At 71.8% G+C, this 25,132-nt stretch carries 23 protein-coding genes; 11 read left to right on the plus strand and 12 right to left on the minus strand.

Going from position 1 to position 25,132, the window contains the following annotated elements; translation table 11 throughout:
- The first annotated feature begins 1 nt into the window (after position 1).
- Positions 2 to 997 carry a glycosyltransferase family 2 protein gene (locus D7I44_RS12610; RefSeq protein ID WP_120789814.1) on the plus strand — a complete coding sequence of 332 codons (996 nt, stop codon included), beginning with the start codon at positions 2 to 4 and terminating at the stop codon, positions 995 to 997.
- Here the strand turns inward: D7I44_RS12610 and D7I44_RS12615 are convergent.
- The 3 genes from D7I44_RS12615 to D7I44_RS12625 form a co-directional block, all read right to left on the minus strand.
- A complete protein-coding gene (locus tag D7I44_RS12615; RefSeq protein ID WP_120789815.1) occupies positions 994 to 3,018 on the minus strand; it encodes a cell wall-binding repeat-containing protein in 2,025 nt (674 codons plus the stop codon). The two genes, D7I44_RS12610 and D7I44_RS12615, sit on opposite strands and share 4 nt — an antisense overlap.
- A gap of 75 nt (positions 3,019 to 3,093) precedes the next feature.
- Positions 3,094 to 4,404, minus strand: coding sequence for an O-antigen ligase family protein (locus D7I44_RS12620; protein ID WP_245979600.1), 1,311 nt, complete (start codon positions 4,402 to 4,404; stop codon positions 3,094 to 3,096).
- Complete coding sequence (locus D7I44_RS12625; RefSeq protein ID WP_120789816.1) at positions 4,401 to 5,726, minus strand: O-antigen ligase family protein; 1,326 nt, start codon at positions 5,724 to 5,726, stop codon at positions 4,401 to 4,403. The genes D7I44_RS12620 and D7I44_RS12625 overlap by 4 nt, the downstream gene beginning before the upstream one ends.
- Positions 5,727 to 5,822: 96 nt before the next feature.
- On the opposite strand from D7I44_RS12625, the gene D7I44_RS12630 reads away from it, so the two are divergent.
- Together D7I44_RS12630 and D7I44_RS12635 are read left to right on the plus strand one after the other, a co-directional pair.
- On the plus strand, positions 5,823 to 6,068 hold the full coding sequence (locus tag D7I44_RS12630; protein WP_120789817.1) for an AbrB/MazE/SpoVT family DNA-binding domain-containing protein: 246 nt from the start codon (positions 5,823 to 5,825) through the stop codon (positions 6,066 to 6,068).
- Entirely contained in the window at positions 6,065 to 6,466 is a 402-nt protein-coding gene (locus D7I44_RS12635; protein WP_120789818.1) for a PIN domain-containing protein, read from the plus strand. Before D7I44_RS12630 ends, D7I44_RS12635 begins: the two co-directional genes overlap by 4 nt.
- Positions 6,467 to 6,512: 46 nt before the next feature.
- On the opposite strand, the gene D7I44_RS12640 is transcribed toward D7I44_RS12635, so the two are convergent.
- On the minus strand, positions 6,513 to 7,727 hold the full coding sequence (locus tag D7I44_RS12640; protein ID WP_120789819.1) for an acyl-CoA dehydrogenase family protein: 1,215 nt from the start codon (positions 7,725 to 7,727) through the stop codon (positions 6,513 to 6,515).
- 113 nt (positions 7,728 to 7,840) lie between these two features.
- Here D7I44_RS12640 and manA point away from each other — a divergent pair, with 113 nt between their 5' ends.
- The 4 genes from manA (at position 7,841) to D7I44_RS12660 (ending at position 14,167) form a co-directional block, all read left to right on the plus strand.
- Positions 7,841 to 9,133: a mannose-6-phosphate isomerase, class I gene (gene manA / locus D7I44_RS12645; protein ID WP_120789820.1), complete on the plus strand. Its 1,293-nt coding sequence runs from the start codon at positions 7,841 to 7,843 to the stop codon at positions 9,131 to 9,133.
- Between the two features lie 247 nt (positions 9,134 to 9,380).
- The gene (locus D7I44_RS12650) at positions 9,381 to 9,704 is read left to right on the plus strand and encodes a WhiB family transcriptional regulator (RefSeq protein ID WP_120789821.1); all 324 of its coding nucleotides are present in this window, start codon (positions 9,381 to 9,383) and stop codon (positions 9,702 to 9,704) included.
- A gap of 59 nt (positions 9,705 to 9,763) precedes the next feature.
- Entirely contained in the window at positions 9,764 to 12,739 is a 2,976-nt protein-coding gene (locus D7I44_RS12655; RefSeq protein ID WP_120789822.1) for a glycosyltransferase family 2 protein, read from the plus strand.
- Between the two features lie 3 nt (positions 12,740 to 12,742).
- Positions 12,743 to 14,167 (plus strand): DUF5719 family protein, encoded by a 1,425-nt coding sequence (locus tag D7I44_RS12660; protein ID WP_120789823.1) that lies wholly within the window; start codon positions 12,743 to 12,745, stop codon positions 14,165 to 14,167.
- Positions 14,168 to 14,201: 34 nt separating this feature from the next.
- On the opposite strand, the gene D7I44_RS12665 is transcribed toward D7I44_RS12660, so the two are convergent.
- Positions 14,202 to 14,642, minus strand: a complete 441-nt coding sequence (locus D7I44_RS12665) for a metallopeptidase family protein (RefSeq protein ID WP_120789824.1) — start codon at positions 14,640 to 14,642, stop codon at positions 14,202 to 14,204.
- A gap of 90 nt (positions 14,643 to 14,732) precedes the next feature.
- Here D7I44_RS12665 and D7I44_RS12670 point away from each other — a divergent pair, with 90 nt between their 5' ends.
- The gene (locus D7I44_RS12670; protein WP_120789825.1) at positions 14,733 to 14,945 is read left to right on the plus strand and encodes a DUF3499 family protein; all 213 of its coding nucleotides are present in this window, start codon (positions 14,733 to 14,735) and stop codon (positions 14,943 to 14,945) included.
- A gap of 37 nt (positions 14,946 to 14,982) precedes the next feature.
- Here the strand turns inward: D7I44_RS12670 and D7I44_RS12675 are convergent, their stop codons facing one another.
- On the minus strand, positions 14,983 to 15,846 hold the full coding sequence (locus D7I44_RS12675) for an RDD family protein (RefSeq protein ID WP_120789826.1): 864 nt from the start codon (positions 15,844 to 15,846) through the stop codon (positions 14,983 to 14,985).
- 18 nt (positions 15,847 to 15,864) lie between these two features.
- Between D7I44_RS12675 and D7I44_RS12680 the strand changes: the two genes are divergently transcribed.
- The gene (locus tag D7I44_RS12680; RefSeq protein ID WP_120789827.1) at positions 15,865 to 16,860 is read left to right on the plus strand and encodes a stage II sporulation protein M; all 996 of its coding nucleotides are present in this window, start codon (positions 15,865 to 15,867) and stop codon (positions 16,858 to 16,860) included.
- Positions 16,861 to 18,150 carry an MFS transporter gene (locus D7I44_RS12685; RefSeq protein WP_120789828.1) on the plus strand — a complete coding sequence of 430 codons (1,290 nt, stop codon included), beginning with the start codon at positions 16,861 to 16,863 and terminating at the stop codon, positions 18,148 to 18,150.
- Positions 18,151 to 18,279: 129 nt separating this feature from the next.
- Here the strand turns inward: D7I44_RS12685 and aqpZ are convergent, their stop codons facing one another.
- The 6 genes from aqpZ to D7I44_RS18255 all read right to left on the minus strand — a co-directional run bounded on the left by aqpZ (position 18,280) and on the right by D7I44_RS18255 (position 24,391).
- Positions 18,280 to 19,071 (minus strand): aquaporin Z, encoded by a 792-nt coding sequence (gene aqpZ / locus D7I44_RS12690; RefSeq protein WP_342768580.1) that lies wholly within the window; start codon positions 19,069 to 19,071, stop codon positions 18,280 to 18,282.
- Between the two features lie 116 nt (positions 19,072 to 19,187).
- Positions 19,188 to 20,507, minus strand: coding sequence for a DUF58 domain-containing protein (locus D7I44_RS12695; RefSeq protein WP_120789829.1), 1,320 nt, complete (start codon positions 20,505 to 20,507; stop codon positions 19,188 to 19,190).
- 92 nt (positions 20,508 to 20,599) lie between these two features.
- Positions 20,600 to 21,562 (minus strand): AAA family ATPase, encoded by a 963-nt coding sequence (locus D7I44_RS12700; RefSeq protein WP_120789830.1) that lies wholly within the window; start codon positions 21,560 to 21,562, stop codon positions 20,600 to 20,602.
- Positions 21,559 to 22,611: a DUF4350 domain-containing protein gene (locus D7I44_RS12705; RefSeq protein WP_120789831.1), complete on the minus strand. Its 1,053-nt coding sequence runs from the start codon at positions 22,609 to 22,611 to the stop codon at positions 21,559 to 21,561. Before D7I44_RS12705 ends, D7I44_RS12700 begins: the two co-directional genes overlap by 4 nt.
- Complete coding sequence (locus tag D7I44_RS18250) at positions 22,608 to 23,258, minus strand: DUF4129 domain-containing protein (protein WP_162940264.1); 651 nt, start codon at positions 23,256 to 23,258, stop codon at positions 22,608 to 22,610. The genes D7I44_RS12705 and D7I44_RS18250 overlap by 4 nt, the downstream gene beginning before the upstream one ends.
- A complete protein-coding gene (locus D7I44_RS18255) occupies positions 23,255 to 24,391 on the minus strand; it encodes a hypothetical protein (protein ID WP_162940265.1) in 1,137 nt (378 codons plus the stop codon). The genes D7I44_RS18250 and D7I44_RS18255 overlap by 4 nt, the downstream gene beginning before the upstream one ends.
- Before the next feature lie 63 nt (positions 24,392 to 24,454).
- Here D7I44_RS18255 and mtrA point away from each other — a divergent pair, with 63 nt between their 5' ends.
- Positions 24,455 to 25,132: an MtrAB system response regulator MtrA gene (gene mtrA, locus D7I44_RS12715; protein WP_120789832.1), complete on the plus strand. Its 678-nt coding sequence runs from the start codon at positions 24,455 to 24,457 to the stop codon at positions 25,130 to 25,132.

Consider the following 25,132-nt stretch of genomic DNA (forward strand, 5'->3'; position numbering starts at 1 on the left):
GATGCCCGCAGCCGAGAGTGCGGCGCGGCCGATCTTCAGTGTTGCACTGTGCACACACAATGGTGGCCGTTTCCTCGCGACTCAGCTCGCCAGCATCCTGTCGCAGTCCACGGCGCCCGCCGAGCTCATCGTCTCGGACGACGACTCGAGCGATGGCACAGTTGCGGTTGCCCGCGGGGGCATCGAGGGGGCGAATGCCAGGCCGGTGGTGCGCTGGATCGAGAACCGCCCCGCGCTTGGTGTCACGAAGAACTTCGAGGGCGCGATCACGGCCACCACGGGCGAGCTGATCGCGCTGAGCGACCAGGACGACGTCTGGCACCCCGACAAGCTCGCGCGGGCGGCGGCGGTATTCGCGGCCGACGCGGCAGCGCTGCTGCTCTTCACGGACGCGCGCCTGGTCGACGGGGACGGCGCGCCTTTGGATCTTGGTCTCTTCGAGAGCCTCGGCGTGACCGAGTCCGAGCTTCGGACGATCGCCTCCTCCGACCCGCTTGCGGCGCTACTGCGCCGGAACCTCGCGACCGGCGCGACGGTGGTCTTCCGGCGCGAACTGCTCGAGACCGCCCTCCCGTTCCCGGACAGCTGGGTCCACGATGAGTGGCTCGCGGTCATGGCGGCGCTGCGCGGTGGCCTGCGGGTGCTGCGCGAGCAGACCGTCGACTACCGCCAGCACGGCAGGAACGAGATCGGTGTCAACGAGCCGACTCTGCGCTATCGCGTGGGGCGGATGCTGCAGCCGAGGGGCGACCGCAACGAGAAGCTCGCTCGCAAGTTCGCCGATCTTGCCGACTGGGCGCAGGCCTCAGGCCAGCAGGCAGAGCTCGTCGCGCGGCTTCGCGCCAAGGCCGACTTCGAGCGCGCGCGGGCCGGCCTGCCGGGCATCCGCCTCGCTCGTATCCCGCGTGTGGTGGAGCTTGCTCTTCGCGGTCTGTACGCGCGCTACGCCAGCCAGGGCTGGCTCGACGTCATGCGCGATCTGGTTCAGCAGGCCTAGCAGGCGAGCAGTCGGTCGATCGCGACCTCCAGCGAGGAATAGCCGCCGACGACCACGACCGTGCTGGCGCCAAGCGCGACGATCCTGTCGATGACCGCCGGATCAATGCAGCCACCTCCGGTGACGATGAGGGGGTCCGCGGCGTGCCCCGCCGCCGCCGAGCCGGAAAGGCCGTCAGGGAATCCTGCGTCGCTCGCGAGGTAGACCGTCGTCGCGCTCGCGAACGCGGTGGCCACCGCCTGCGAGGTCGCGTCCCGGTCGGCGCCGGCCAGCCGCGTCACGGGGATGACGGCGGCGATGGCGGATTGCACCCCGGCGTCGACGGCGCTCGTGCCGCCGACGATCGTCGCCGATTTCACCCCCAATGAGCCGAGCGCGCTTGTGAGCGCCGCGACGACCGGCGATGTCTCGGGCGTGGTCAGCAGGACCGGCCCGTGCGTCGTTGCCGCTGCGGCACCGGCCGAGAGCGCGTCTGGAAACGCCGCACCGCTGACGACGAACGCGCTGCCGGCGCCGTCGGGGAAGGCGAAGTCGGCGACGGCGATCGACGTCGCGTAGCGGTCCGCGCCGGCGATTCGGGTCACTGGTGCGACGCCGGCCGCCTGAGCCGCGGCATCCGTCGAGATCGATGCCGTACCCCCGACGATCACGATCTGTGCGGGGTGCAGCCTGCGCAGCTCGTCCAGCACCGTCGGAGGGATGGCGTCCGGCGCCGTGAGCAGCAGTGGCGCATTCGCGGCCGCGGCGGCCGGCCCCGCAGAGATGGCGTCGGCGAACCCTGCCCCGGAGGCGAGGTAGACCATCTGAGTCCCCGCCGCGGAATCCGGGAACTCCTGCTGTGAGATCGCCACAGACGTGGCATAGCGGTCTGCTCCCGCGGCGCGCACGGTGGTGACTCCGGGAATCGAGGCGGTGCCGCCCGCGACCTCGAACGACGCGCTCACGTAGCCAGGCGCTGCGACCCATTCCCACCCGTCGACCTGGTGGCCGACATAGGAGTCAGAGATCGGGAGCGAGGAGGTGGCCGAGACCGGCATGCCGTCGACTGTCCACTGCATGCCGGTGCTGACCTCGGTGGGAAAGACGGCCACCGAGGCCGGTGCGACCGTCTGCCCGAGCAGGATCGGCGTTGCCGGAACTACCGTGCTCGCCTTGAATGCGAGCAGGTGGGTCGAGGCGCACGCGATCTGAAGGTGCACGTCGGGCGGTCCGGCGGAGTTCGACATGCTCACGCACACCTGGTAGGTCCCGGCGATGTTCCGCGTCGCGTCTCCTGGAAGGGTCACGCTGAAGTTCCGTGCGGGCTGCTGCGGCGCGTCGGCGCGAACCGTTGTCGTGTTGAAGCCGAAGTCGGGTTCCGTGATCGGCGCGCTGCCGTCGTCCGGGATGATCGTCAAGGTCGCGTCACCGATGTAGGGACCCTCGTGCGTTCCGGTGGAGTCTGTGATCATGCCCAGGAGCCCGTAGTTCGAGGCAGCCCACCCCGTGAGGACGAATCCCGGCCCAGCCGGGTTCGGCCCGAATTGGTCGATCGCTCCGGTGAACACCTCGTCTGGCACTGTGAGAGACCGGCATCCGAGCGGTTTCTCGAAGTACTTGTCGTGGTCTGGTCCGAAGTACGAGGTGACCAACGAGCCCACCGATAGACAGAACGTGTAGGTCCCCGGCCCAGGGAGCCCCCACACCCAGGAGAAGCCATGATCCGGCCCTGCAGCCGGGTAGGCAGCGGCCACATCGGGACGCGGGTCGCTCACGTGGTAGTACTCGGTCGAATGGTCGCGGGTCTGGCTTCCGTCCGACCAGGTGAGGTCGATGAAGCTGTTCGCCGCCTGCGGTGCGTTGAGGTCGATGGCCCAGCCAGAGAGCACAACGCCTTCGCCTGCCACGAATGCCGCGCTGTCGAACGCGCCGACGAGGTCTGCGCCGGCCGTCTCGTCGGCCGCTGCGCGTGTCGGCGCCACGAGCGCGATCGCGACCGCGACGGCGGTCAGCGCGGCCGCGAGCCCGGTCGATCTGATCACTGCACACCCCCTGCGTGCAGCACGTGCTGCTCAGTCGTCAGAGTGGCAGAAAACAACGATCAGGGCGCGGCCCCCTTACAGGGGGCCGCGCGTGGGCAGCGACGGCCCGGGCACAGCACTCCGCCAGCTCATGTTCTGGGATGCGTTCACCGTGCAGATCACGAGTAGAACCCACCCATAGTCGACAAGCGCGACCGACTCGGTCGCCGACGTCGCGAGCAACGCGAGCAGCACCAGCGGCGTCCAGGTGTGGATGACGGACCGCTTGTTCGAGGCCACCAGCCACGACCGCCCGAGCGCCAGCACCACGAGCACCCCGAACACGAGCACGCCCACCCAGCCGAGCTGCAGCAGCACGTCGAGATAGGCGTTGAGGCCGTTCGACTGCGGCGTGCTCGCATACGCGTTGATCAGCGAGAACGGGAACTCGTCGCCGCGCCAGATGCCCGTCCAGCCCCACCCGACGAGCGGGTTCTGCCTGCTGAAATCCCAGATCTGGATCCACAGCGCGTGCCGCACGTTGAGCATGCTGCGCGCGTCGAGCAGCCCGATGATCGGGTCGCGCAGCACCCAGGCCGCCGCCGCCGCGACCGCTGACACGACGGCCAGCGTCACCTGCACAGAGAACCGCCGCCGCTCGTCCCTGATGCTGCGGAGCAGCGTGAGGAAGAGCGCCGCGACGACGACCAGGGCGATCACCGCGACGGCGACCGGCGATCGCGACAACGCAAGGCTGATCGCGGCGAGAGGCAGAGACAGCGCCGCCCGGCCACGGGTCACCGACCGCGTCCGCCACTCCACGAAGAACGTCACCAACGCGATCACCGAGATCAGCGCCAGCGCGTTGCGGCTCCCGAAGATGCCCTGGATCGGCCCGAAGTGCGCGATCGTTCCGCTCACTCCGAGGTAGTGCACGGTCTCCGACGCGACGAGGCCGCTGAACACCTCGAGCGCCAGCGAGCCTGCGAGCAGGAACCGCAGCACGTCGCCGACCACGCGCACGACCTGGATCGTGTCACGCACCATCGCGAGATAGATCGCGAGATAGGCCCACGCCAACTGGTACAGCGACGAGGCGATCGTGGTCGCGGGGTTCTCGCTCCAGAACACGCTGATCGTGCACCAGCCGACGAAGACGATCAGCGAGATCGGCAGCAGTCCATGCGAGTCGTGCCGGCCGCGGCGTGCGACGAATGACACGGTCGCGAGCACGACCATGGTGGTGAGCGCGCCGACCAGGCCCGGCCACCCCACGACCCTCAGGATCGCGAAGGTCGAGAACGCCGCCCCGACGATCACGAGCGACAGCGAGTTCGCGAACCGCCCCGAGCCGAAGAAGTTGCGCAGCGGCTCCTCGAACGCCCGCCAGCCGCCCCCACGGCTCACGGGCGGCTCGCCTTCGTCGTCACCGACCACACCACGAGCAGAGCCCACCCGCTCTCGAGCAGCAGCCGGCTCTCGGCCAGCGACTGCACCAGCTGCGCGGCGAACACGAGCAGGGGCAGCAGCGTGACAGCGGTGAACGGATGCCTGCCAGAGGCATCCAGCATCGGCCGGTCGACGGCCATGAACCACGCGCGACCGAGGGTCGTCACGGCGAGCAGCGCGAAGACGACGACGCCGACGATGCCGAGCTGCAGCCAGACATCCAGCCACGCGTTATGCGCCTGCAGGTACTGCACACCGTGCCGCACAGCGAGTCCGTCGAACGGCTTCGCCCACGGCACCCAGTAGCCGAGCCAGCCCCAGCCGAACACGGGGTGCTGCTGTGCGAGCGGGATCACCGCGTTCCAGATGTCGGTGCGGCCGGTCAGCGTCGGCGACTTGCCGAACAGGGCCGTGAACTCATGCCATGCGGTCAGTGCGCCGCCGACGACTACGACGAGCAGCAGCAGCGCGCTGAGGTAGAGCGGCCCCCGGCCTTTCTGAGAACGCGCGCGCGCCCACAGCGCGAAGCCGAGCACCACGGCGGTCGCGGCAGTCGCGACGAGCACGGTCGCCGAGCGGGTGAGGGCGAGCTCGACCGCGGCGAGCACGATCCAGAACCAGCCCCAGAACGGCCGCGAGATGCGGTCGGCCCGCTGCAGCGAGAAGACGATCAGGCCGATGAGCGCGCACATGGCGAGCAGGTCGGCGTTGCCGACGATGCCCTGGATCGGGCCGCCGTGCAGCAGATCGTTGCGGCTCCAGTAGAACGCGCCGGGCACCTTGCCCGTGTAGTCGACACCCGCGACGCGCATGAGCGGCAGGATCGGATGCCGCACGAACAGCGCGACGACCAGCTCGAACAGCAGCGACAGTCCCAGCACCCAGCGCAGCGCACTGCTCAGCACCTTGACGAGCAGCCGCTGGTTCAGGATCAGCGCGGGCGCGAGGCCCGCGACGCCGGCCGCGAGCAGGGCGGCGACGCCGAGCGTCACATCGACGTGCCCGCCGGGGCCGCTCACGCCCTCGTAGCGCGCCCAGGCGATCGACGCGATCGCGAGCGCCACGAACAGCAGCAGCATCTTCGGCCACTTGCGAAAAGTCAGCTGCGGGCGGGCGATGAAGATCCAGACCACGTTGGCGATCGCGAGCACGCCCGCCAGCGCGAGATAGGCGGGCCAGCCGATCAGATTGCGCCAGAAATCACCGGCGAACACGGTGAAGAACGACAGAGTCGCGAGGATGCCTGCAGCGGGGTGCAGCCGCGCGACCGGGTTCGTCATGCGTCCAAGGGTATCGGCGGGCCGTCTGCCGATGGCCGAGGAGCTGCGCGAAGTGCCGAGACCCATCGAAGGGAGGTCGAATGGTAGCGTTTTGCCATGCTTGCTACCATCGACTCTGCCGGCCGGCTCGTTGTGCCGAAGGCCGTGCGTGACGCGATGGGGCTGACCCCGGGCGTTGCGGTCGACGTGTCGTTCACCGACGGCCGCATCGAGATCGAGTTCGCTCCCCTGGAGGTTTCGGTGGAGTCCCGCGATGGTCTCCCGGTGATCGTGCCGCGAGGCGACGTGGCGGGGCTGAGCGACGAGGCCGTTCGCGCGACGCTCGAGTCGACGCGGCGATGACGTCGACCTGTGACACGAGCGTGCTGATTCCGGCGCTGCTGCCCTGGCACGTGGCCCACGTCGCGGCCCGCGAGGCCGTTTCCGCCGTGACCTCGGTGCCGGCGCATGTTCTCGTCGAGAGCTTCAGTGTGCTGACACGGCTGCCCGTCGGGCACCGTATCAGCGCGGCTTCAGCCGCCGAAGCCCTTGACCGCCTCGCGTGGACGGCGGTGTCATTGCCCCCACCCGCCCACCGCGAGCTCATTCGCCGGGCCTCCGAAGCCGGAGTCTCGGGCGGGGCGATCTACGACGGGCTCATCGGTGCGACGGCACAGCACCATGGGCTGCGCCTGCTGACGCGAGATGCCCGCGCCAGACGCACCTACGACGCGCTCAGCGTCGGCTACACCCTCGTGTGATGGGCTGCAATCGGCGCGGTGGGAATCCTGGCGTCCAGGCTCAGGACTATACGAACGCGGCCTCGCCCGTGATCGCGCGGCCCACGATCAGGGTGTTCATCTCGCGGGTGCCCTCGTAGGAGTAGATCGCCTCGGCGTCCGCGAAGAAGCGGGCCACGTCGTTGTCGAGCACGATGCCGTTGCCGCCCATGGACTCGCGGCACCAGGCGACGCTCTCGCGCATGCGGGCGGTGGCGAACGCCTTCGCGAGGGCCGAGTGCTCGTCGCGCTGCACGCCCGCGTCAAGCATCCGCGACACCTGCACCACCAGTGCGAGAGACGCCGTGATGTTGCCGAGCGACTTGACGAGCAGGTCCTGCACGAGCTGGTGCGCGGCGATCGGCTTGCCGAACTGCATGCGCTCCTTCGCGTAGGCGACCGCTGCTTCATAAGCGCCGACCGCGATGCCGACGGCGCACCAGGCGACCTCGGCGCGGGTCTGCCGCAGCACCTTCGCGGTGTCGCGGAAGGAGTTCGCGTTCACGAGCTTGTTCGCGTCGGGCACGATGACGTCGGTGAGCGTGATGTCGGCGTTCTGCACGATGCGCAGCGCCGTCTTGTTCTCGATCTTGGTGGCGACGAAGCCGGGGGTGTCGTTCGGCACGATGAATCCCTTGACCTGCTTGTCTGCCTCGTCCTTCGCCCAGATCACGGTGATGTCGCCGAACGTCGCGTTGCCGATCCATCGCTTCGAGCCGTTGAGCACCCAATGGCCGCCGTCGGGGCCGTCCTCGTGCCGGGCGGTCGTGCGCAGGCCCTGCGCGGAGTCGGAGCCCGAGAGCGGCTCGGTGAGGCCGAAGGAGCCGATGATCTCGCCGGAGGCGAGCTTCGGCAGCCAGTATGCGCGCTGTTCGGCGCTGCCGCAGAGAGAGACGGAACCGGCGGCGAGCCCGTTCTGCACGCCGACGTAGGTGGCGACGGAGGCGTCGACGCGCGCCAGCTCGAGGGCGGCGAAGCCGCGGAAGACGGCGGAGTTGGGGAACGGCTTCGTCTCGTCCCACGCGAAGGCGGCGACGCCGAGCTCGTGCAGTCCGGGGATGATCTCGAACGGGAAGGCCGCCTTCTCCCAGTTCTCGGTGATGAGCGGCTTGACCTCGGCGGCGAGGTGCGCCCGGATTCGTGCGAGGGCGGCTTTCTCCGCATCCGTCAGCTCGTTGGCGAATCCATAGAAGTCCGCGGCGAGCGGCTCGAAGACGGTGGCGGGTGCGGTTTCGACGGTCATGTCCGGTGAGCTCCATTGCTGCTGGGTGGTCACAGCAAACGCTACGGGCGGGGCTGGACAGGTCGGTAGCCTGGTGTGGCTTTGCTGACGTGATGACGCGAGGAGCGCCCCGGATGTTTGTGCGGATCGACAACACCCCCCGTGACTACGCCTGGGGCTCGCTGACCGCGATCGCCCGGCTGCTCGGCCGCGCGCCGTCCGGCGACCCGGAGGCCGAGCTGTGGCTCGGCGCGCATGCCGGCTCGCCCGCGCGCATCGAGGGCGGCTCGCCCGCGCCCGACCTCGCGGCGTGGATCGCGGCGGACCCCCAATCGGCGCTCGGCCCCGAGCTGGTCGCCGCAGACCAGGCGGCGGGCGTCGCGCCCCACCTGCCCTACCTGCTCAAGGTTCTCGCCGCCGGCGCGCCGCTCTCGCTGCAGGCGCACCCGTCGCCCGCGCAGGCGGCCGAGGGCTTCGCCCGCGAGAACGCGGCCGGTGTGCCCGTCGACGCCGCGCATCGCAACTACAAGGACCCGTTCCACAAGCCCGAGATGCTGTTCGCGCTCTCCGATGCGTTCCACGCCCTGTGCGGATTCCGCAGCCGCGCAGCCGTCGCGAGCGATCTCGTGCGGCTGATCGGCGCGGCCCGCGGCGCCGACGCGCCGGCGGCGCGACTTGCCGAGTTCGGCGACCGGCTCTCAGCTGCGCCCGACGACGGCGCGGCTTTGCGCGACGCGGTGACCTGGCTGCTGACCGGCGGGGGAGAGGTCGCCGAGCTCGTGGCAGAGACCGTGCGCGCCGCGCGCCTCGTGCTCGCCGAATGCGGTTCGGACGACTTCGAGAGCGTCGACGCGCTCGACCCCGCCCTGCTGCCGTTCGAGACGGTCATCACCCTGAGCGATGCGTACCCGGGCGAGGCCGGCATCGTGATCTCGCTGCTGCTCAACCGAGTCCGCCTCGTGCGGGGCCAGGCGCTCTACATGCCGGCGGGGAACATCCACATGTATCTCGCCGGCCTCGGCATCGAGCTCATGGCCGCGAGCGACAACGTGCTGCGCGGCGGCTTCACTCCCAAGCACATCGACGTGCCCGAACTCGCGCGCGTGCTCGACTTCACGCCCCTGCCCGCGCCGCTGCTCGACGCGGTCGAGCTCGCCCCGGGCGTCGAAGTGTTCCGGCCGGACGTGCCCGACTTCGCACTGGTGCACGCGACGGTGGGCACAGAGACGGATGCCGTGAGGCTCCGTCCCGGCGCACCGGCGATCGCCCTCGCGACGGAAGGCACGCTGGAACTCGCCGGTCAGGCCGGCGGTCTCTCGCTCGCCCGCGGCCAAGCGGTCTACATCACGCCTGATGAGCAGGAGCTCACGGTGCGCGGAGCGGGAGAGCTGTTCCTCGCGACGACGGGGGTCGCGTTCGGCGCATAGCCGCCCGGCCCGCCTGCCGACTCGTCTACCCCCGCGCGGGTGCGACCGATTCGGGTGTGACGCCCATTGGGGGGTGGACATCGTTTGGCGTCAATTCGATTAATTTCGCGACACGCGACACGCCCGGGCCACGCGAGCGATCTGTCTGCCTTTACGATTCGCGACTTGACGCGGAGCGAATTACACGGGTGTAATTGGTCAAGCGCCGGACGGGCGCGACCGGCAGCAGGTGGGGAAAGGGAGACCGATGACTGACGCTTATCGCTCCGCAGTGCCGGACGACTGGTTTGTCGATCCTGTACGACTGGGGGTGCCCGGCGTCCGCCGAGCCGACGTCGATGAAGACGAGAACGCCCTCGCCTGGCAGTCCGACGCGCTGTGCGCGCAGACCGACCCCGAAGCGTTCTTCCCGGAGAAGGGCGGCTCGACCCGAGACGCCAAGAAGATCTGCACCTCGTGCGAGGTGCGCGCGCAGTGCCTCGAATACGCGCTGCAGAACGACGAGCGTTTCGGCATCTGGGGCGGCCTCTCCGAGCGCGAACGCCGCAAGCTGCGCCGACGGGCTGGTTGATTTCGCGGCGGCGCGAGTCGCTCCCGGGGTGAGGCTCTCGGCTACCTAGGCTGACCGCGATGCTTCAGACAGTCACCGCCATCATCGTCGTCCGCAACGGGTCGGCGCGTGTGCAGCGCACACTGGAGTCGCTTCGCGCACAGACCCGCCGTCCCGATTCCGTCGTGGTGATCGAGACCGGCTCCGACGGCGACGTGACCCCCGCCGTCGCCGCATTCGTCCCAACGCAGCACCTCGCCACCAAAGAGAAGCTGAGCTTCCCGGCCGCCGTCGCGGCCGCTGTCAGAGCCCTCGACGCGCCCGTCCACTCCGAGCAGTGGCTCTGGCTGCTCGGCCAGGACACCGCGCCTGAGCCCGCCGCCCTGGAGCAGCTGCTCGCCGTGGGCGAGGTGTCGCCCTCGGTCGCCGTCGCCGGCCCGAAGCTCGTCGAGTGGGACGATCGTGCCCGCCTGCGCGGCTTCGGCGTCACCATGACGAGGTTCGGCGCCACCGTTCCGCTCGTCGAGGACGAACTCGACCAGGGCCAGCACGACGGCACCTCCGACGTCCTCGGCGTGCACGAGGCGGGCATGCTCGTGCGCCACAGCGTCTACACCGAGGCCGGCGGCCTCGATCAGGCTCTGCCCGTCGTCGACGGCGGCCTCGACTTCTGCGTGCGCGTGCGCCTCGCGGGGCACCGCGTCGTGGTCGCCCCCGGTGCGCGGCTCGCCATCGGGGGCGACGGCGTCGTCGGCCCGCGGCTCTCGCAGCGCACTGGGGCCGAGCGGGTCGGCCACCGGCAGCGCCGGGTCGCGCAGCTCCATCGGCGCATGGCCTACGCCCCGGGCGCCGCACTCGTGCTGCACTGGCTCACGCTCGTTCCCCTCGGCATCGCCCGCGCGATCCTGTGGTTGATCGGCAAGCGCCCGGGCGCCGTCGGCGGCGAGCTCGCCGCCGCGTTCCAAGCCGCGTTCGCCGACGGCCACCTCGCCGCAGCCCGGCGCAATGTCGCGCACTCGAAACGGGCCGGCTGGGCCGTGATCGCGCCGCTGCGCCTGCCGCCATCAGAATTGCGACGCAGGCGGATGCTCGCCCGCGAGGCCGCCATGACCGCAGCGCACGGAGAGTGGCGCGAGCTGGACTTCTTCGGCTCGGGCGGCGGCTGGGTGCTGCTGGCCGCCCTCGCCGGCTCGGTCGCCATCAGCGGCCGGCTGCTCGGCGCGAGCACGCTGGGCGGCGGCGGCCTGCTGCCGCTGAACGACTCGGTTGGGCACCTGTGGGCGAGTGTCGGCTGGGGCTGGCGCGACGTCGGGGTCGGATTCGTCGGGCCGAGCGACCCGTTCCAGGCCGTGCTCGCCCTGCTCGGGACGCTGACCTTCTGGCAGCCCTCGCTGTCGCTCGTCGTGGTGTGGTTCGCCGCGATGCCGCTCGGGGCCATCGGCGCGTGGCTGCTCGCCGCGCGGTTCACCCGCCGCGCAGGCATCCGCGCCTTCTTCGGTCTCGCCTGGGCGTTCGCGCCGCCTTTGCTCGCCGCGCTCGCCGACGGGCGCCCCGCCGCCGTCCTCGCGCACGTGCTGCTGCCCTGGCTGATCTTCGCCGCCGTGACCGCACGGCGCTCGTGGTCGGCCGCAGGTGCGACTGCGCTGCTCGCCGCGGCGGTCGCCGCGTGCGCGCCGTCGCTCGTGCCCGCGCTCGCGATCGCGTGGCTGTTGTGGACAGCAGCGAGCGGACGCAGCGTCTTCCGCGCGCTGTTCGTCCCGCTGCCCGCGATCGCGCTGTTCCTGCCGCTCGCGCTCGCCCAACTCGCCGCGGGAACCCCCGTGCGCATCTTCGCGGACCCCGGCGTGCCCGTGCCGGGCGACTCGGCGTCGACCTGGCAGCTGATGCTCGGGTTCCCCGGCGGCGCGACCGGCGGGTGGAACTCCTTCGCGGACTCCCTCGGCTGGCCGGCGGGTGTCGTGGCCGTCGTGCTCACGGTGCTCGTCGCTCCGCTTGCGCTGCTCGCGCTCGCCGCACTGTTCCTGCGCCCCAGCGTGCGCACCGCGGGCGCCCTGCTCGGCGCGTTCCTCGGCCTCGCGACCGCGCTGCTGTGCGCGCAGACCGCTCTGCAGGTCTCCGGCGATCACGCTGTCGGGCTGTGGACCGGCTCCGGCCTCAGCCTGTACTGGCTCGGTCTGACCGGCGCCGCGCTGTTCGCGCTCGCCGGGCTCGGGCGGTTCTCCGTCACGCCGGCGTGGGTCGCGTCCATCGGCGCGCTGCTCGCGATCGTGCCGCTCGCCCTCGTCGGCGTGTTCGGCGGCGCAGCGGTGATCGCGAACCCGGCCGGGCAGCTGCCCGCCTATGTCATCGCGGAGGCGACCTCTCAGCCGCGCACCGCGACGCTCGTCGTCACCCCGGTGTCGCAGGGCACCGTGACGGCCGGCATCGTGCACGGCTCGGGCGACACGCTCGATCAGCAGAGCACCGTGGCGTCGACCGACCCCGAGCTCTCGCCGAGCGACAGCGCCCTCGCCCATCTCGCGGTGAATCTCGTCTCACGCAGCGGCTACGACGCATCCGACGACCTGTCGCGCTTCGGAATCGGCTTCGTGTTCCTGCACACGGGCGCCTCGCCCGGTCTCAGCGCCCGCTCGTTCGGTGATCGCGCCGCGACCGCGCTGGACGGGAACGCGCTGCTCGCGCGCGTCGGCACCACCGCGGCCGGCACGCTCTGGAGCACTGCCGCCGACGTCACGCCGATCGCGGTGCCTGCCGACCCGGGCGGATGGCAGCAGCCGCTCATCGTGCTGATGCTCGTCGTCGTGTTCGGGGTGTTCGCACTCCTCGCGATTCCGATCGGCAACACCGCAGCGCCGCGGCGGCGACCTCGCCGCCCGAAGAACGGCCGGAGCGGCCCGGGCGGGGCGGCGCCTGCGCGCGGTGCGACCGACGGTGAGGCATCGGATCAGCCCGATGCGGATGCCGAGGTCGGCGCACCCGCGGCCCTCGAGCCACAACCGGACGAGGGGCTCGAGCCCGCCTACGCCGCCGTCGGCGGCCACGACGAGGAGGCCTGAGCCGTGGCGACCGATCGCAGAACGACGCTGACCCGCGCAGGCGTGCGCGTGCTCGCCGGTGCAGCCGGACTGGCCGCGAGCGCCGCGGTGGCCGTGGCCGCGTTCACGCTGCCGCTGCCGAGCGCCCAGGCGCAGCCCGTGTCACGCACCGTCACCCCCGTGCCGGCGGCGGCGACCGTCGCCTGCCCCGGCCCGGTGCTGGCGCTCGGGTCGAGCGCGTCCACCTCGGGCCTGTCCGCGCTCGGCGCGCCCACCGTGGTCTCCGGCGGCGACGGCTCGTCGCCGGCATCGATCGAGCTGACCGCCGCCGACGTCACGGGCGGAGGCGCCGGCCCCGGGGCCTTCCAGCAGCCGGCGTCCAGCGCGCAGCATGAGCCGCTGCTCGCCGCCGCGCAGTCGTACAGCGCGAACTCGGCCGATCTGCGCGGCCTGGCGGCGGCGAACTGCGCACAGCCCGACTTCGAGCAGTGGCTCGTCGGCGGCGCGACCTCGCTCGGTGCGACGACCCTTGTGATCCTCACGAACCCCGGCGACGTCGCCGCGACCGTGAGCATCGACGTGTACTTCGAGCAGGGGAAGGCCGCAGCAGCAGGTGGCCGCGGAATCGTCGTGCAGCCGCACACCCAGCACGCCGTGCCGCTCTCGGGGCTCGCACCGAACGCGCGCGCGACGGTCGTTCACGTGACGAGCACCGGCGGTACCGTGAGCGCCGCGCTGCAGGAGTCCGAGATCACCGGTGTGACACCGCAGGGTGTCGACTTCGTGGGGCCGACCGCGCCGCCGTCCAAGCATGTGGTGGTGCCAGGGGCGGTCGTGGTGCCCGCGGCCCAAGGCGCGGGCACCGCGGGAACCGACACGGGCGGTGGAGTGCCGGTGCTGCGCGTGCTGCCGATCGGCGGCAAGAACGCGAAGCTGACCATCGGGGTCAAGCCGGAGGGCGCCAGCGGCACGGGCACCGCCTCGACCGTCACCGTCACCCACGGCGTCGTCTCCGAGGTGCCGCTCGACAAGCTCGCGAAGGGCACCTACACCGTGACCGTGGAAAGCTCTGAGCCCGTGGTGGCCGCGGTGCACTCGACGACGACGGATGCCGCTGCCGGGTCGGATTTCGCATGGTACGCCGCCGCTCAGCCGCTCACTGGGCCGATCGCGATCCCGCTCGCACCCGGGCCCGCCGCCTTCCTGCACTTCGTGAATCCGACGAGCGCCGCGGTGACGTTGAAGCTCGAGGGGCCGGGCGGCAGCACGGTCGCCGTGCCTGCGGGCGCCTCGATCTCGCGCCCGATCTCGCAGCGCGGCGTCCTGACGGCGACCGACGCCCAGGGGCTCTACGTCACCGTGGGCTACTCGGCGCCTGGTCAGCTCGCCGGCTACGTCGCCTACCCGACGGGCGCGAGCGCGTCGGCCCTGACGGTCTATTCGCGCTAACTGTCAGTCGCGTCGATAACCCGCGACCATGGGCTCAGAAGTGCCGGAACCGGTCGGGCGCGAGATCCCACGGGTCCTTGCCGAGGTATTCGGCGACCGCGCGGAACACGCAGCTCTCGATCAGCATGCGGCGGTGCAGCTCGTCGTTGCGGTGCAGCTTCGCGAGGCGCTCGATCGGCACGCGGAACAGCGTGATGCGGCCGCGCCCGGCGTCGACCGCCCATCGCTCGACCTCCTCGGGGCCGAGTGCCCCGGCCGGGGCGGCGGCGATCTCGAAGCGGACGTCGCCCAAGGCGTCCGGCCACAGGCCCTTCAGATAGTCGGCACACGATGCGACCGTCATCTCGAAGAAGTCGATGCGCCCCTGCAGCAGCGGCAGGTGCGGCCCGGTGATCGGCCCGCGCACCCCGCGCCGCCCGTGTCGGTTGAGACGCGTGGCGGGGGCCGGGGGCTGCGCGCGGCGGGGTCGGGGCATGCACGAATCCTACGTCGCCCCGGCCCGCGGGGTGCCTGGCGCTCGGCGAGGCCGACGGCCCGCGTCGGCACCCTGGCGTAGTCTCGGGGCATGCTCGACCGTCAGTGCTCCAAGTCGTCATGTCAGCGCGAGGCGGTCGCCACTCTGACCTACGTCTACGCCGACTCGATGGCCGTCGTGGGGCCGCTCGCGCCGGTGAAGACGCCGCACGGCTTCGACCTGTGCGCCGACCACGCGGATCGGCTGTCTGCGCCGCTCGGCTGGCAGGTCGTGCGGCACCAGACGCTCGGCAACGCGGGCTGACGCGCGGCCCGGCGGCCGATCGGCGCAGCAGTGCCCGTCAGCGGTCGGGGAAGGCGTTCGGCCGGCGCGCCAGCGTCGGCGTGAGAGCCGCGAGCCTGCGCGCCTCACCGTCGAGGGTGCGCACCTCGCGCGCACGCCGCGCCGCCGAGACCGCCCAGAGGAACGTCACGGCGTCGACGGCGGGCAGCGGGTGCACGAACGGCGCTACCTCGCGCGCCAGCTCGGCTGACAGCCCTGCGCGCGCCTGCGGCGACAGCCTGGCCTGCTGGGCGAGGAGCGCGCTCACCCGGCGCGCGAGCGGGTCGGGCAGCGCGGCGACGTCGGCCACCTGCGCCCATGCGGCGAGCTGCGGCGGCATTGCGAGCAGCGACGGCGTGAGCGCCGGCACCCGCTCGTATTGCGCGTAGGTGCCGGCCAGCAGGTCGCCGATGCGCTTCGAGCGCCCGTTGAGCAGGGCGACGATCACGGCGAGCCCGCCGAGGGTCGCGTAGATCTCGACGACTCCCGAAAGCGCCCGCACGAAGGCATGGCGGGTGCCTGCAGCGCCGCCGTCGTCGCGCACGATGCGCGCGCCGACGGCGAAGCGGCCGACCGAGCGGCCGTGCGAGGCGACCTCCCACACGATCGGGTACGCGAGGAACGCGAGCACGACGGCGACGACGCTCAGCGCGTTCTGCACGGCGTTGTCGAGTCGGTCGCCGAAGGAGGTGATGATGACGATCAGGCCGATCAGCACCGCGACCGAGCACGCCAGGTCGATGACGCCGGACAGGGCCCGCCATAGGAACCCGGCCGGGCGCACCGCGAGGGCGACGGCCTCGCCGGTGACGACGGCGTCGGAGGCCTCGTCGGCACGCCTGCCCGCCGCGAGCGGGATGACGGTCGGCGCGTCCTGGGCCATGGCTATCATCAAAGCACGATGGACCTCGACGCCTACACCGCCGCCCACCGTGGCGAGTGGGAACGGCTGGCCCACCTGGCTGCGAAGCGGCGACTGACCGGCCGCGAGGCCGACGAGCTGATCGAGCTGTTCCAGACGGGCTCGGCGCAGCTGTCGACGATCGCGTCGACGGCGGGCGAAAGCATCCCGGGCGAACGCCTGTCGGTTGCGCTGTCGCGCGCGCGGCTGCGCTTCACCGGGGCATCCGACAACCCGTTGCGCGCGGTGCCGCGCTTCTTCGTGCTGCAGCTGCCCGCCGCGTTGTACCGCCTGCGCTGGGTGACGCTCGCGGTCGCCGTCGCCACCATCGGCATCGCGGTGCTGCTCGCCGCCTGGATCAACGGCGACCACGCCGTGCTCGCCGCACTCGCGAACCAGGCCGACCTCAAGAAGCTGGTCGACAGCGACTTCGTCGACTACTACCGCGAGAACCCCGCCGCGAGCTTCACCGGCCAGGTGTGGACCAACAACGCCTGGGTCGCCGCGCAGGCGATCGCCTTCGGCATCACGGGGATCTACCCGGCGCTCGTGATCATCCAGAACGCGGTCAACGTCGGCATCGACGCCGCCGCGATGTTCGCCTACGGCAAGGGCGACGTGTTCTTCTCGTTCGTGCTGCCGCACGGCATGCTCGAGCTCACCTCGGTGTTCGTCGCGGCGGCTGCCGGCTTCCGCATCTTCTGGGCGTGGGTCGCACCGGGCCCGCGCACCCGCAGCCGCGCGCTCGCAGAGGAAGGCCGCGCGCTCTTCATCGTCGCGATCGGGCTCACGATGTCGCTGTTCGTGTCGGGAATCGTCGAGGGCTTTGTGACGCCGTCGCATCTGCCCGTGTGGGCGAAGCTGCTGATCGGCGCGGGCGCGCTGCTCGCGTTCCTCGCGTACATGCTCGTCGTCGGCGGGCGCGCGGCGCGCGCAGGCGAGACGGGCGATCTCGACGAGGCCGATCGCGGCGCCACACAGCTGGTGGCCGGGTAGATGGCGAATGAGACGGCGGATGCCTCGGCGGAGGCATCCCGCCTTCACAGTGTCTGGCGCAACCCGAACTTCCGGAGGCTGTGGGTCGGCGAGAGCCTGAGCCAGCTCGGCGAGAACCTCGGGACGCTCGCGATCCCGGTGATCGCGGTCATCATGCTGCACGCGACCGCGCAGGAGGTCGGCTTCCTGACCGCCGCGCAGCAGCTCGCGTTCCTCGTGATCGGGCTCCCCGTCGGCGCGTGGGTCGACCGGATGCGCAAGCGGCGGGTGATGATCACGGCGGATGCCGTGCGTGCGGGTGCTCTGCTGACGATCCCGGCGGCGTGGCTGCTCGGCGCGCTGCACATCTGGCAGTTGTACGCCGTCGCGGCGGTCGTCGGCGGGGCGACCGTGTTCTTCGACGTGACCTATCAGAGCATCGTGCCGCGGCTCGTGATCTCTGAGCACGTCGCGCCCGCGAACTCCGGTCTCGAGACGAGCGCGCAGGTGGCGCGGGTCGGCGGTCCCGCTCTGTCGGGCGCGCTGCTGGCCGTCGTCAAGGCGCCGCTGCTGCTCTTCGCGACCGCCCTCGGCTACGTCGCCTCGATGATCGCGGTGGCGACGATCAGGGACGAGGAGCCGAGGCGTGAGGCATCCGAGAGCTCATCGCTCTTCGCCGAGATCGGTGAGGGCCTGCGTTTCGTCTTCACGCACGATCTGCTGACGCGCATCACGATCAACACGGGCGCGATGAACCTCTTCGACGGGCTCATGACGACGCTGGTGCCGCTGTTCGTGCTGCGACAGCTGCACTTCACGCCGACGGTCTATGGCGTCGTCGAGGGCATCGGCGCGGCCGGGGGCATCCTCGGCGCGCTCGCGACGCCGTCGTTGATGCGGCGAGTGGGGGAGGGCTCGCTGATCGTGTGGAGTGCGATCGCCAGCGGGATCGGCAGTGTGATCTTCATGCTCGCCGCGGTGTTCCCGACCGCCGCGATCCCGTTCCTCATCGGCGGCATGTTCGTGTTCAGCTTCACGGTGCTGAACTACAACATCGCGCAGGTGTCGTTCCGGCAGCGGCTGTGCCCGCCGCGGCTGCTGGGGCGGATGAACGCGTCGATCCGCTTCGTCGTGTGGGGGGTCATGCCGATCGCGGCCGCGCTCGCCGGATGGCTCGGCGGGTGGTTCGGCGTCGTGCCGACGATGTGGCTCGGGGTCGGGCTGTCTGTCGTCGCCCCGATGGTCGTCGTGCTGTTCTCGCCGCTGCGCACGATGCGCCGGCTGCCGGATGGCGTCGCGTCGGTGGAGTGACGCGCGGCCGGCGTCGAGCGATCTGTGCTCGCGAGGGCTCTGCCGGAGCCGCCGGCCGAGTCGCGGAGCCAGTCGACGTGTTGTCTCGCCGAAGGTATGGTGCCGACCGGCGCCAGGGCGCCAGGGCGCCTACGCGACCGCGGTGAAGGTCTTGCCGAACAATGGGCGGTAGGTGAAGCCCGCGAGCAGCCCGCCCACGATCGGGAAGACGATGAACACCCACAGCTGGGCCCACGCCCAGCCGCCCCCGTAGACCGCCGCCGCAAGCGAACGGGCCGGGTTCACCGAGGTGTTGTCGACCGGAATGGTGATCAGGTGGATCAGCGTGAGCGCGAGGCCGATGGCGAGCGGCGCGAAGCCGACTGCGCCGATCTTCGCCGTCGTGCCGAGCACGACGAAGACGAAGATCGCGGTGAAGACGATCTCGACGATGATCGCGCCGCCGAGCCCGAAGTGGCCGGGCGAGTGGTCGCCGTAGCCGTTCGAGGCGAAGCCGCCGTCGCGGGCCGCGGCGAAGAATCCGCTCTTGCTCGAGGCGATGGCGGCGATGATCGACGAGCCGACGATGCCGCCGACGAGCTGGGCGACGATGTAGCCGACGACCTCGTTCCACGGGAACCGGCCGGCGGCAGCGACGCCGAGGGTGATGGCGGGGTTGAAGTGGCCGCCCGAGATCGGGCCGAAGGCGTACGCCCCGACGACGACGGTGAGACCGAACGCGAGCGCGACCCCGAGGTGCCCGACGCCGAGCGAGTTGTGGGCGGCCGATGGGAAGTTCGCGGCCAGAATCGCGGTGCCGATGCCGCCGGCGACCAGCAGCAGGGTTCCGAGCGCCTCGGCGACGAGGCGGTTGAAGAAGCTCGACGACGGGTTCGGCTCGGGGATCGAGGGTTCAGCGGGGATGGCGGGCTCGGTGGTCACGATGCGCTCCTTGTTCCGACAGGAAGGGGCGCGTGCGTGCGTGCCCCCGTACGCGTGACATTAGCGACGGGCCGCGCTGGGCGGAACAGGAACGCCGACAGGCGCGAAATCCGACGTCACAGGCGGCCGGCGGCCTTGAGCGCGAGGTACGCGTCGGTGACGGCCGGCGGCAGCGCCTCGGGCGTCCCGGTGACGACGTGCGCGCCGAGTCCCCGCACCGCCTCGCCGAGCCGCGCGGTGTCGAGCAGAGCGCGCTCGGCTGCGGCCGCGCGGTACACCGCGGCACGGTCGTCGAGGCGACGCGCGGCTTCTGCGACCACAGGATCGGTGACGGATGCCACGAGCACCGTGTGCGTGGCGGTGAGCTGCCCGAGCACCGCCAGCAGCCCCTGCGCCGCGCCGATCGAGTCGAGCGAGGTGAGCAGCACGACGAGCGCGCGCTGTGCGGTGAGCGCGCGCACCTGGCCGGGCACGGCGCGCCAGTCCATCTCGATCAGCTCGGGGCTGACGGATGCCAGCGCGTCGACCTCCTGGCTCAGCAACTCCGCGCCCGAGGCGCCGTGCACCCGAGCCCGCACCCGGCGGTCGTACGCGAGCAGATCGACGCGGTCGCCGGCCCGGTCGGCGATCACCGACAGCAGCAGGGCGGCCTCGATCGCGGTGTCGAGGCGCGGCTCGTCGCCGATGCGCGCCGCAGAGGTGCGGCTCGAGTCGACCACGACGACGATGCGCCGGTCGCGCTCCGGACGCCACGTGCGCACCACGAGCTTGGGAGGAAGAGTCGTCGCCCTGGCGCTCGCCCGCCAATCGATCGACCGCACGTCGTCGCCGCGCACGTACTCGCGCAGCGAGTCGAACTCGGTGCCCTGGCCGCGGATCCTCACCGCCGTGCGCCCGTCGAGCTCGCGCAGCCGCGCGAGCCGCGACGGCACATGCCTGCGCGAGAGGAACGGCGGAAGCACGCGCACGGCCCCGGGTGCGGCGAGCACCGACTGTCGAGCGGCGAGGCCGAGCGGCCCGAACGACCGCACCGTCACCTGCTCCACGCGGCGCTCGCCGCGGCGCGTCGGCGTGAGCGTCAGCGTGAGGGCACGGCGCTCGCCACCGGGAACGATGACGCGCTGGCGCGCCGTCGAGGGCCCGGCCGAAGGCTGCCACGCGTCGCGGACGACGGCCCGAAGCATCCGCCGCCCCTGATTGCCGACGAGCAGCACCGACGCGACCGACTCGCCCAGCCGCACCCGCGCGGGCAGCTCGCGCGCGAGCCCGAGCGTGCGCGGCGACGCGGCGAGCCACAGATCGACCGACGCGAGCAGCGCGCACAGCACGACCCAGCCGGCGAGCACCCCCCAGGCGGCGCCGACGGTGTCGCCGAGCAGCACGAGCGGCACGGCGCCCAGCGCGACGAGCACCGTGAACCGTCCCGTCAGCGCCATCGCCGCCTCCGGCGCCCGCGCCGAGACGTGCCGAAATGCGGTGTCCGCGCCGCCTCAGCGACGTTTTGGCACGTCTCGGCGAGCGCAGGCATCTAGATCGGCACCTGCACCTGCTGCAGGATCGACTGCAGGATGGCGTCGGGCGTGACCTGCTCGAGCTCGGCCTCTGGCCTCAGCTGGATGCGGTGCCGCCAGACCGACACGGCCATCGCCTTCACGTGATCGGGCGTGATCGCGTCGTAGCCCGACAGCCACGCCCATGCCTTCGCGGCCGCGAGCAGGGCCGTCGCGCCGCGCGGGCTGACGCCGAGCCGCACCGACGGCGACAGCCGCGTCGCGCGGGCGAGGTCGACGACGTAGCCGAGCACGTCATCGCGCGCGCCGACCCGGGTGACGGCTGCGCGGGCGGCCGCGATCTCGGTCGCGCCGATGACCGGCGTGACGCCCGCGGTGGCGAGCGAACGCGGGTCGAAGCCCGCAGAGTGCCGCCGCAGCACCTCGAGCTCGGCGTCGCGCTCGGGCAGCGGCAAGGTGACCTTGAGCAGGAACCGGTCGAGCTGCGCCTCCGGCAGCGGGTACGTGCCCTCGTACTCGATCGGGTTCTGCGTCGCCGCGACGATGAACGGCGCGGGCAGCGGGTGCGAGACGCCGTCGACCGAGACCTGCCGCTCCTCCATCGCCTCGAGCAGCGCCGACTGCGTTTTGGGCGGGGTGCGGTTGATCTCGTCGGCCAGCAGGATGTTCGTGAAGACAGGCCCCTCGCGGAACTCGAACTGTGCCGTCGCGGGGTCGAACACGACGGAGCCGGTCACGTCGCCGGGCATCAGATCGGGTGTGAACTGCACACGTTTGGTGTCGAGGGCGAGCGCCGTCGACAGGGCGCGCACGAGCAGCGTCTTCGCGACGCCGGGCACGCCCTCGAGCAGCACGTGCCCGTTCGCGAGCAGGGCGATGATGAGCCCGCTCACGGCGCCGCCCTGCCCGACCACCGCCTTCCCCACCTCGTCGCGCACCCGCGCGAACGCCTGCCTGAGCTGATCGTCTTCCGCTGTCATCGGTGCCATTCTCCAGGTTGGTTCGATCCGGTGACGGATGCCTCGAGCGCCGCCACCCGCCGGGTGAGTTCCATGAGCTCGGCATCGGTGCGGGGCTCGGCGTCGAGCAGCGTCCCGCGAACCCCGGCCGGGTCGAGTCGCAGTCGCGCGGCGACGGCGGCGCAGACATCCGTCACCGCCGCCCCCGGCCCCAGCCCGAGACGCGTCGCCAGTCGCCCGACCGCGCCCATGCGCACGGCGTCGAGCGCCGTGAGCCGCGCGTCGGAGCGCTGGTACAGCCGAGCGCGCCCCTCGAGCGCCTCGCTCGCGCGCACGACGACCGGCAGGTCCTCGATGACGAGCGCGCCGAAGCGCCGCCCGCGCCACGCGGCCGCCGCCGCGACGATGAGCGCCGCGAGCACGATGAGCGGCGTCACCCACGGCGGCGTGAGGTCGGCGATGGTCTTCGGCGCGGTCACTCCGAGGTCGCTGAGGCCGGGCGTGTACCAGACCAGCACCCGCGTGCCGCCGAGCAGCCGGATCGCCTCGCCCGCGTTGCCTCCCTCGGCGATGTGCTGGTTCTCGAGCACGCTCGCCGTGCGGATCACGGCGACGTCCCGGCCGGCTGCCCGCAGTGCGTCCGCCATGCCCTTCGGCGGCGCGATGAGCACCGTGCGCTCAGCGAGGCGGTCGTCGCCGGCGAGCTTCGCGACCGGAAGGAAACGGTTCGGGTCGTACACCGCGATCGTCACCTGGTCCGGGGCCGCGTCGGCCGCGGCGTCGGCGGCCTGCTCGAGCGTGGTCGCCGGCCGCACGTCGACGCCGTGCGCGCGCAGCACCTCGACGAGCGCCTTCGCACCGGTCGGCGTTGCGCTCGCCGGGTCGAGCGGCGGCCGCTGCTGCGCCGACTGCCCGGCGATGAGGACGCCGAGGACCGCCACGACGATGGCGACCACGCCGATCACGATGCGGCCGCGGGACGCGCGCAGACGGCGACCCAGCGTGGGCGTGAGCACGGGGGCGGATGCCTGGTCCGGCGCTGCCGCAGAACGGGCATCCGTCGCCGTCATCGCGCCACCGCCGCAAAGGCGGGAGCAGTGCGCCGCAGCCGCTCGTCGAGCTCGCGCAGCCGCTCGTGCGACCCGCGGTCCTGCGCGCGGCCGAGATAGCGTGCCGCGTCGAAGGTGTCGGCGGCATCGCGGAGGCCGGCGGCGTCGCCGGGGAACACGGCCGCTGCAGCGAGCGCCACCTCGTGCGCGGTCGTGCCCGGCCGCACCGCGACGACCGTGCGCTCGGCGAGCGACGCCGCGATCGCGCGGAAGCGTTCGAGCACGGCGAGCGAGAAGTCGCCCTGCGCGGCTGCGCGATCGGCGGCGGCGCGCAGCTGTTCGGCCGTGCGGGTGTCGGCGACCTCACCCCTGAGCCGCGCGGCGCGCGAGCGCCGGTTCAGCCGGGGCAGGCCGAAGCGCAGCACCGCGAACACGACGATCGCGAGCACGAGTGCCCCGCCTGCGACCGCGAGCCAGCCGCCGGAGCCGCCCGTGCCGCCGAGGTGCAGCGAGTCGAACCAGTCCGAGACCCGCTGGCTGAGCTCGTCGAACCAGTTCGGCCGCGCCGACGCGTACTCGGGTTTGCTGAGCTCCTGGACGAGCCAGCGCCGGGCGGTGTCGTCGTCGGGCGTGAGCGGTGGCCCGCCGCCCGCCGCGCTGGGGCTCACCACGTGCCGGGCGCGGGCTGCGGCGCGAACTGCGGCGTCGCGAACGGGTCGCCGAGCGGGCGCCCCGCCTGCCGGTCCTCGACGAAGCGTGTGAGCGTCAGGTCGAGGCCCTCCCGGCGCATCCGCTGGTCGACGTAGACGACGACGCCTGCTGCCGCCTGGATGACGCTGGTCACCGCGCCGATCACCAGCGTGAAGAGCAGCAGAGCGCCGTAGGACACGGCGGCGATCGTGAGCGACGTCGTGTCGACGCCCGTCAGCGAGCTCGGCGTGCCGGTCGGGAAAGCGGCGCCGACTGCGAACTGGAAGACGAGCGAGATCGGTGTGCTGACGACCTGCGTCGCCACCGAGCAGATGACGATGACGAGCAGCTGGGCGCCGAACACGCGCCAGAAGCCGCCGCGGGCGAGCCGCCACGAGCGCGCGATTCCGGCGCGGACGCCGAGGCGCTCGAGCATGATGGCGGATGCCGCGAGCGAGGTCTTCGCCCACACCCACGCCCACAGCACGAGGAACCCGAGGAAGAGCAGGATGCCGACGATCACGCCGACGGCGATGAGCGCGCCGGCGCCGCTCCCGCCGTTAACGGCGCCGGGGATCACGATCGCGGCCACGATGCCGCCGAGCACGGCGATGCCGACGACGAAGCCCGCGCCGACGAGGAAGACGAAACCGACGAGCGCCCAGCGCCGGCCGCGGGTCGCGCGCCACAGCTGGCCGGCGCGCGGCTTGTGCCCGAGCACGCCGTTGGCGACGTCGATCACGACGATGCCCTGCAGGAACCCGCTCGCGATGACGCTGAGCGCGACGGTGACGAGCGCCGCGAGGATGACCGCGGCGACGCCGCCCGCGGTGATGGCGTCGCGATCGGCATCCGTCGCCCGCGACAGCCGGTAGAGGAACAGGCCGGTCACGCCCCCGACGATCAGCAGCGTGCCGAGCAGCACGACGACCTGGATGAGGATCGCCGAGCCGAACAACGCGCCCGCGTTGCGGCGCAGCACCTGGAACGGGGTGCCGAGCAGCTGGCCGAAGGTGAGCGGCCGGAGCGGGATGAGCCCGGGCTTCGGCGGCGGGGTCCAGGCGGGAGCGGCCCCGTACTGGGGTGGCTGCCAGGCGGCCGGATCGCTCATAACGACTAACCTAGACAGCGCAGACCATCGGCTTGCGTTTTTGAGCCTCCATCTGGGGAGAAGTTGAGTACACGAATCCTCGTTGTCGACGATGACACGGCGCTTGCGGAGATGATCGGAATCGTCCTGCGCAGCGAAGGCTTCGATCCCGTGTTCTGCGCAGACGGCGCGCTCGCCGTCGACGCTTTCCGGCAGAGCACTCCAGATCTCGTGCTGCTCGATCTCATGCTGCCCGGCCTCGACGGCATCGAGGTGGCCGAGCGGCTCCGCTCGTTCTCCGGCGTGCCGATCATCATGCTGACGGCCAAGTCCGACACGGCCGACGTGGTGCGCGGGCTCGAGACGGGCGCAGACGACTACATGGTGAAGCCGTTCAACCCGAAAGAGCTCGTCGCCCGGGTGCGCGCGCGGCTGCGCCCGTCGAGCGCAGCCGCGGCGAGCCAGTCGGTCCAGGTCGGCGACCTCACGATCGATGTGGCCGCCCACGAGGTGCGCCGCGGCGACGAGCGCATCAACCTGACGCCGCTCGAGTTCGACCTGCTGCTGGCGCTCGCGACCAAGCCCCAGCAGGTGTTCACCCGCGAGATGCTCCTCGAGCAGGTGTGGGGCTATCACTACAAGGCGGACACGCGCCTCGTGAACGTGCACGTGCAGCGCCTGCGCGCCAAGGTCGAGCACGACCCCGACAATCCGCGCATCGTGCAGACCGTGCGCGGCGTCGGGTACCGCGCCGGCGCGTAG

Origin of the sequence: Gryllotalpicola protaetiae (assembly GCF_003627055.1) — a bacterium.
GTDB lineage: Bacteria > Actinomycetota > Actinomycetes > Actinomycetales > Microbacteriaceae > Gryllotalpicola > Gryllotalpicola protaetiae.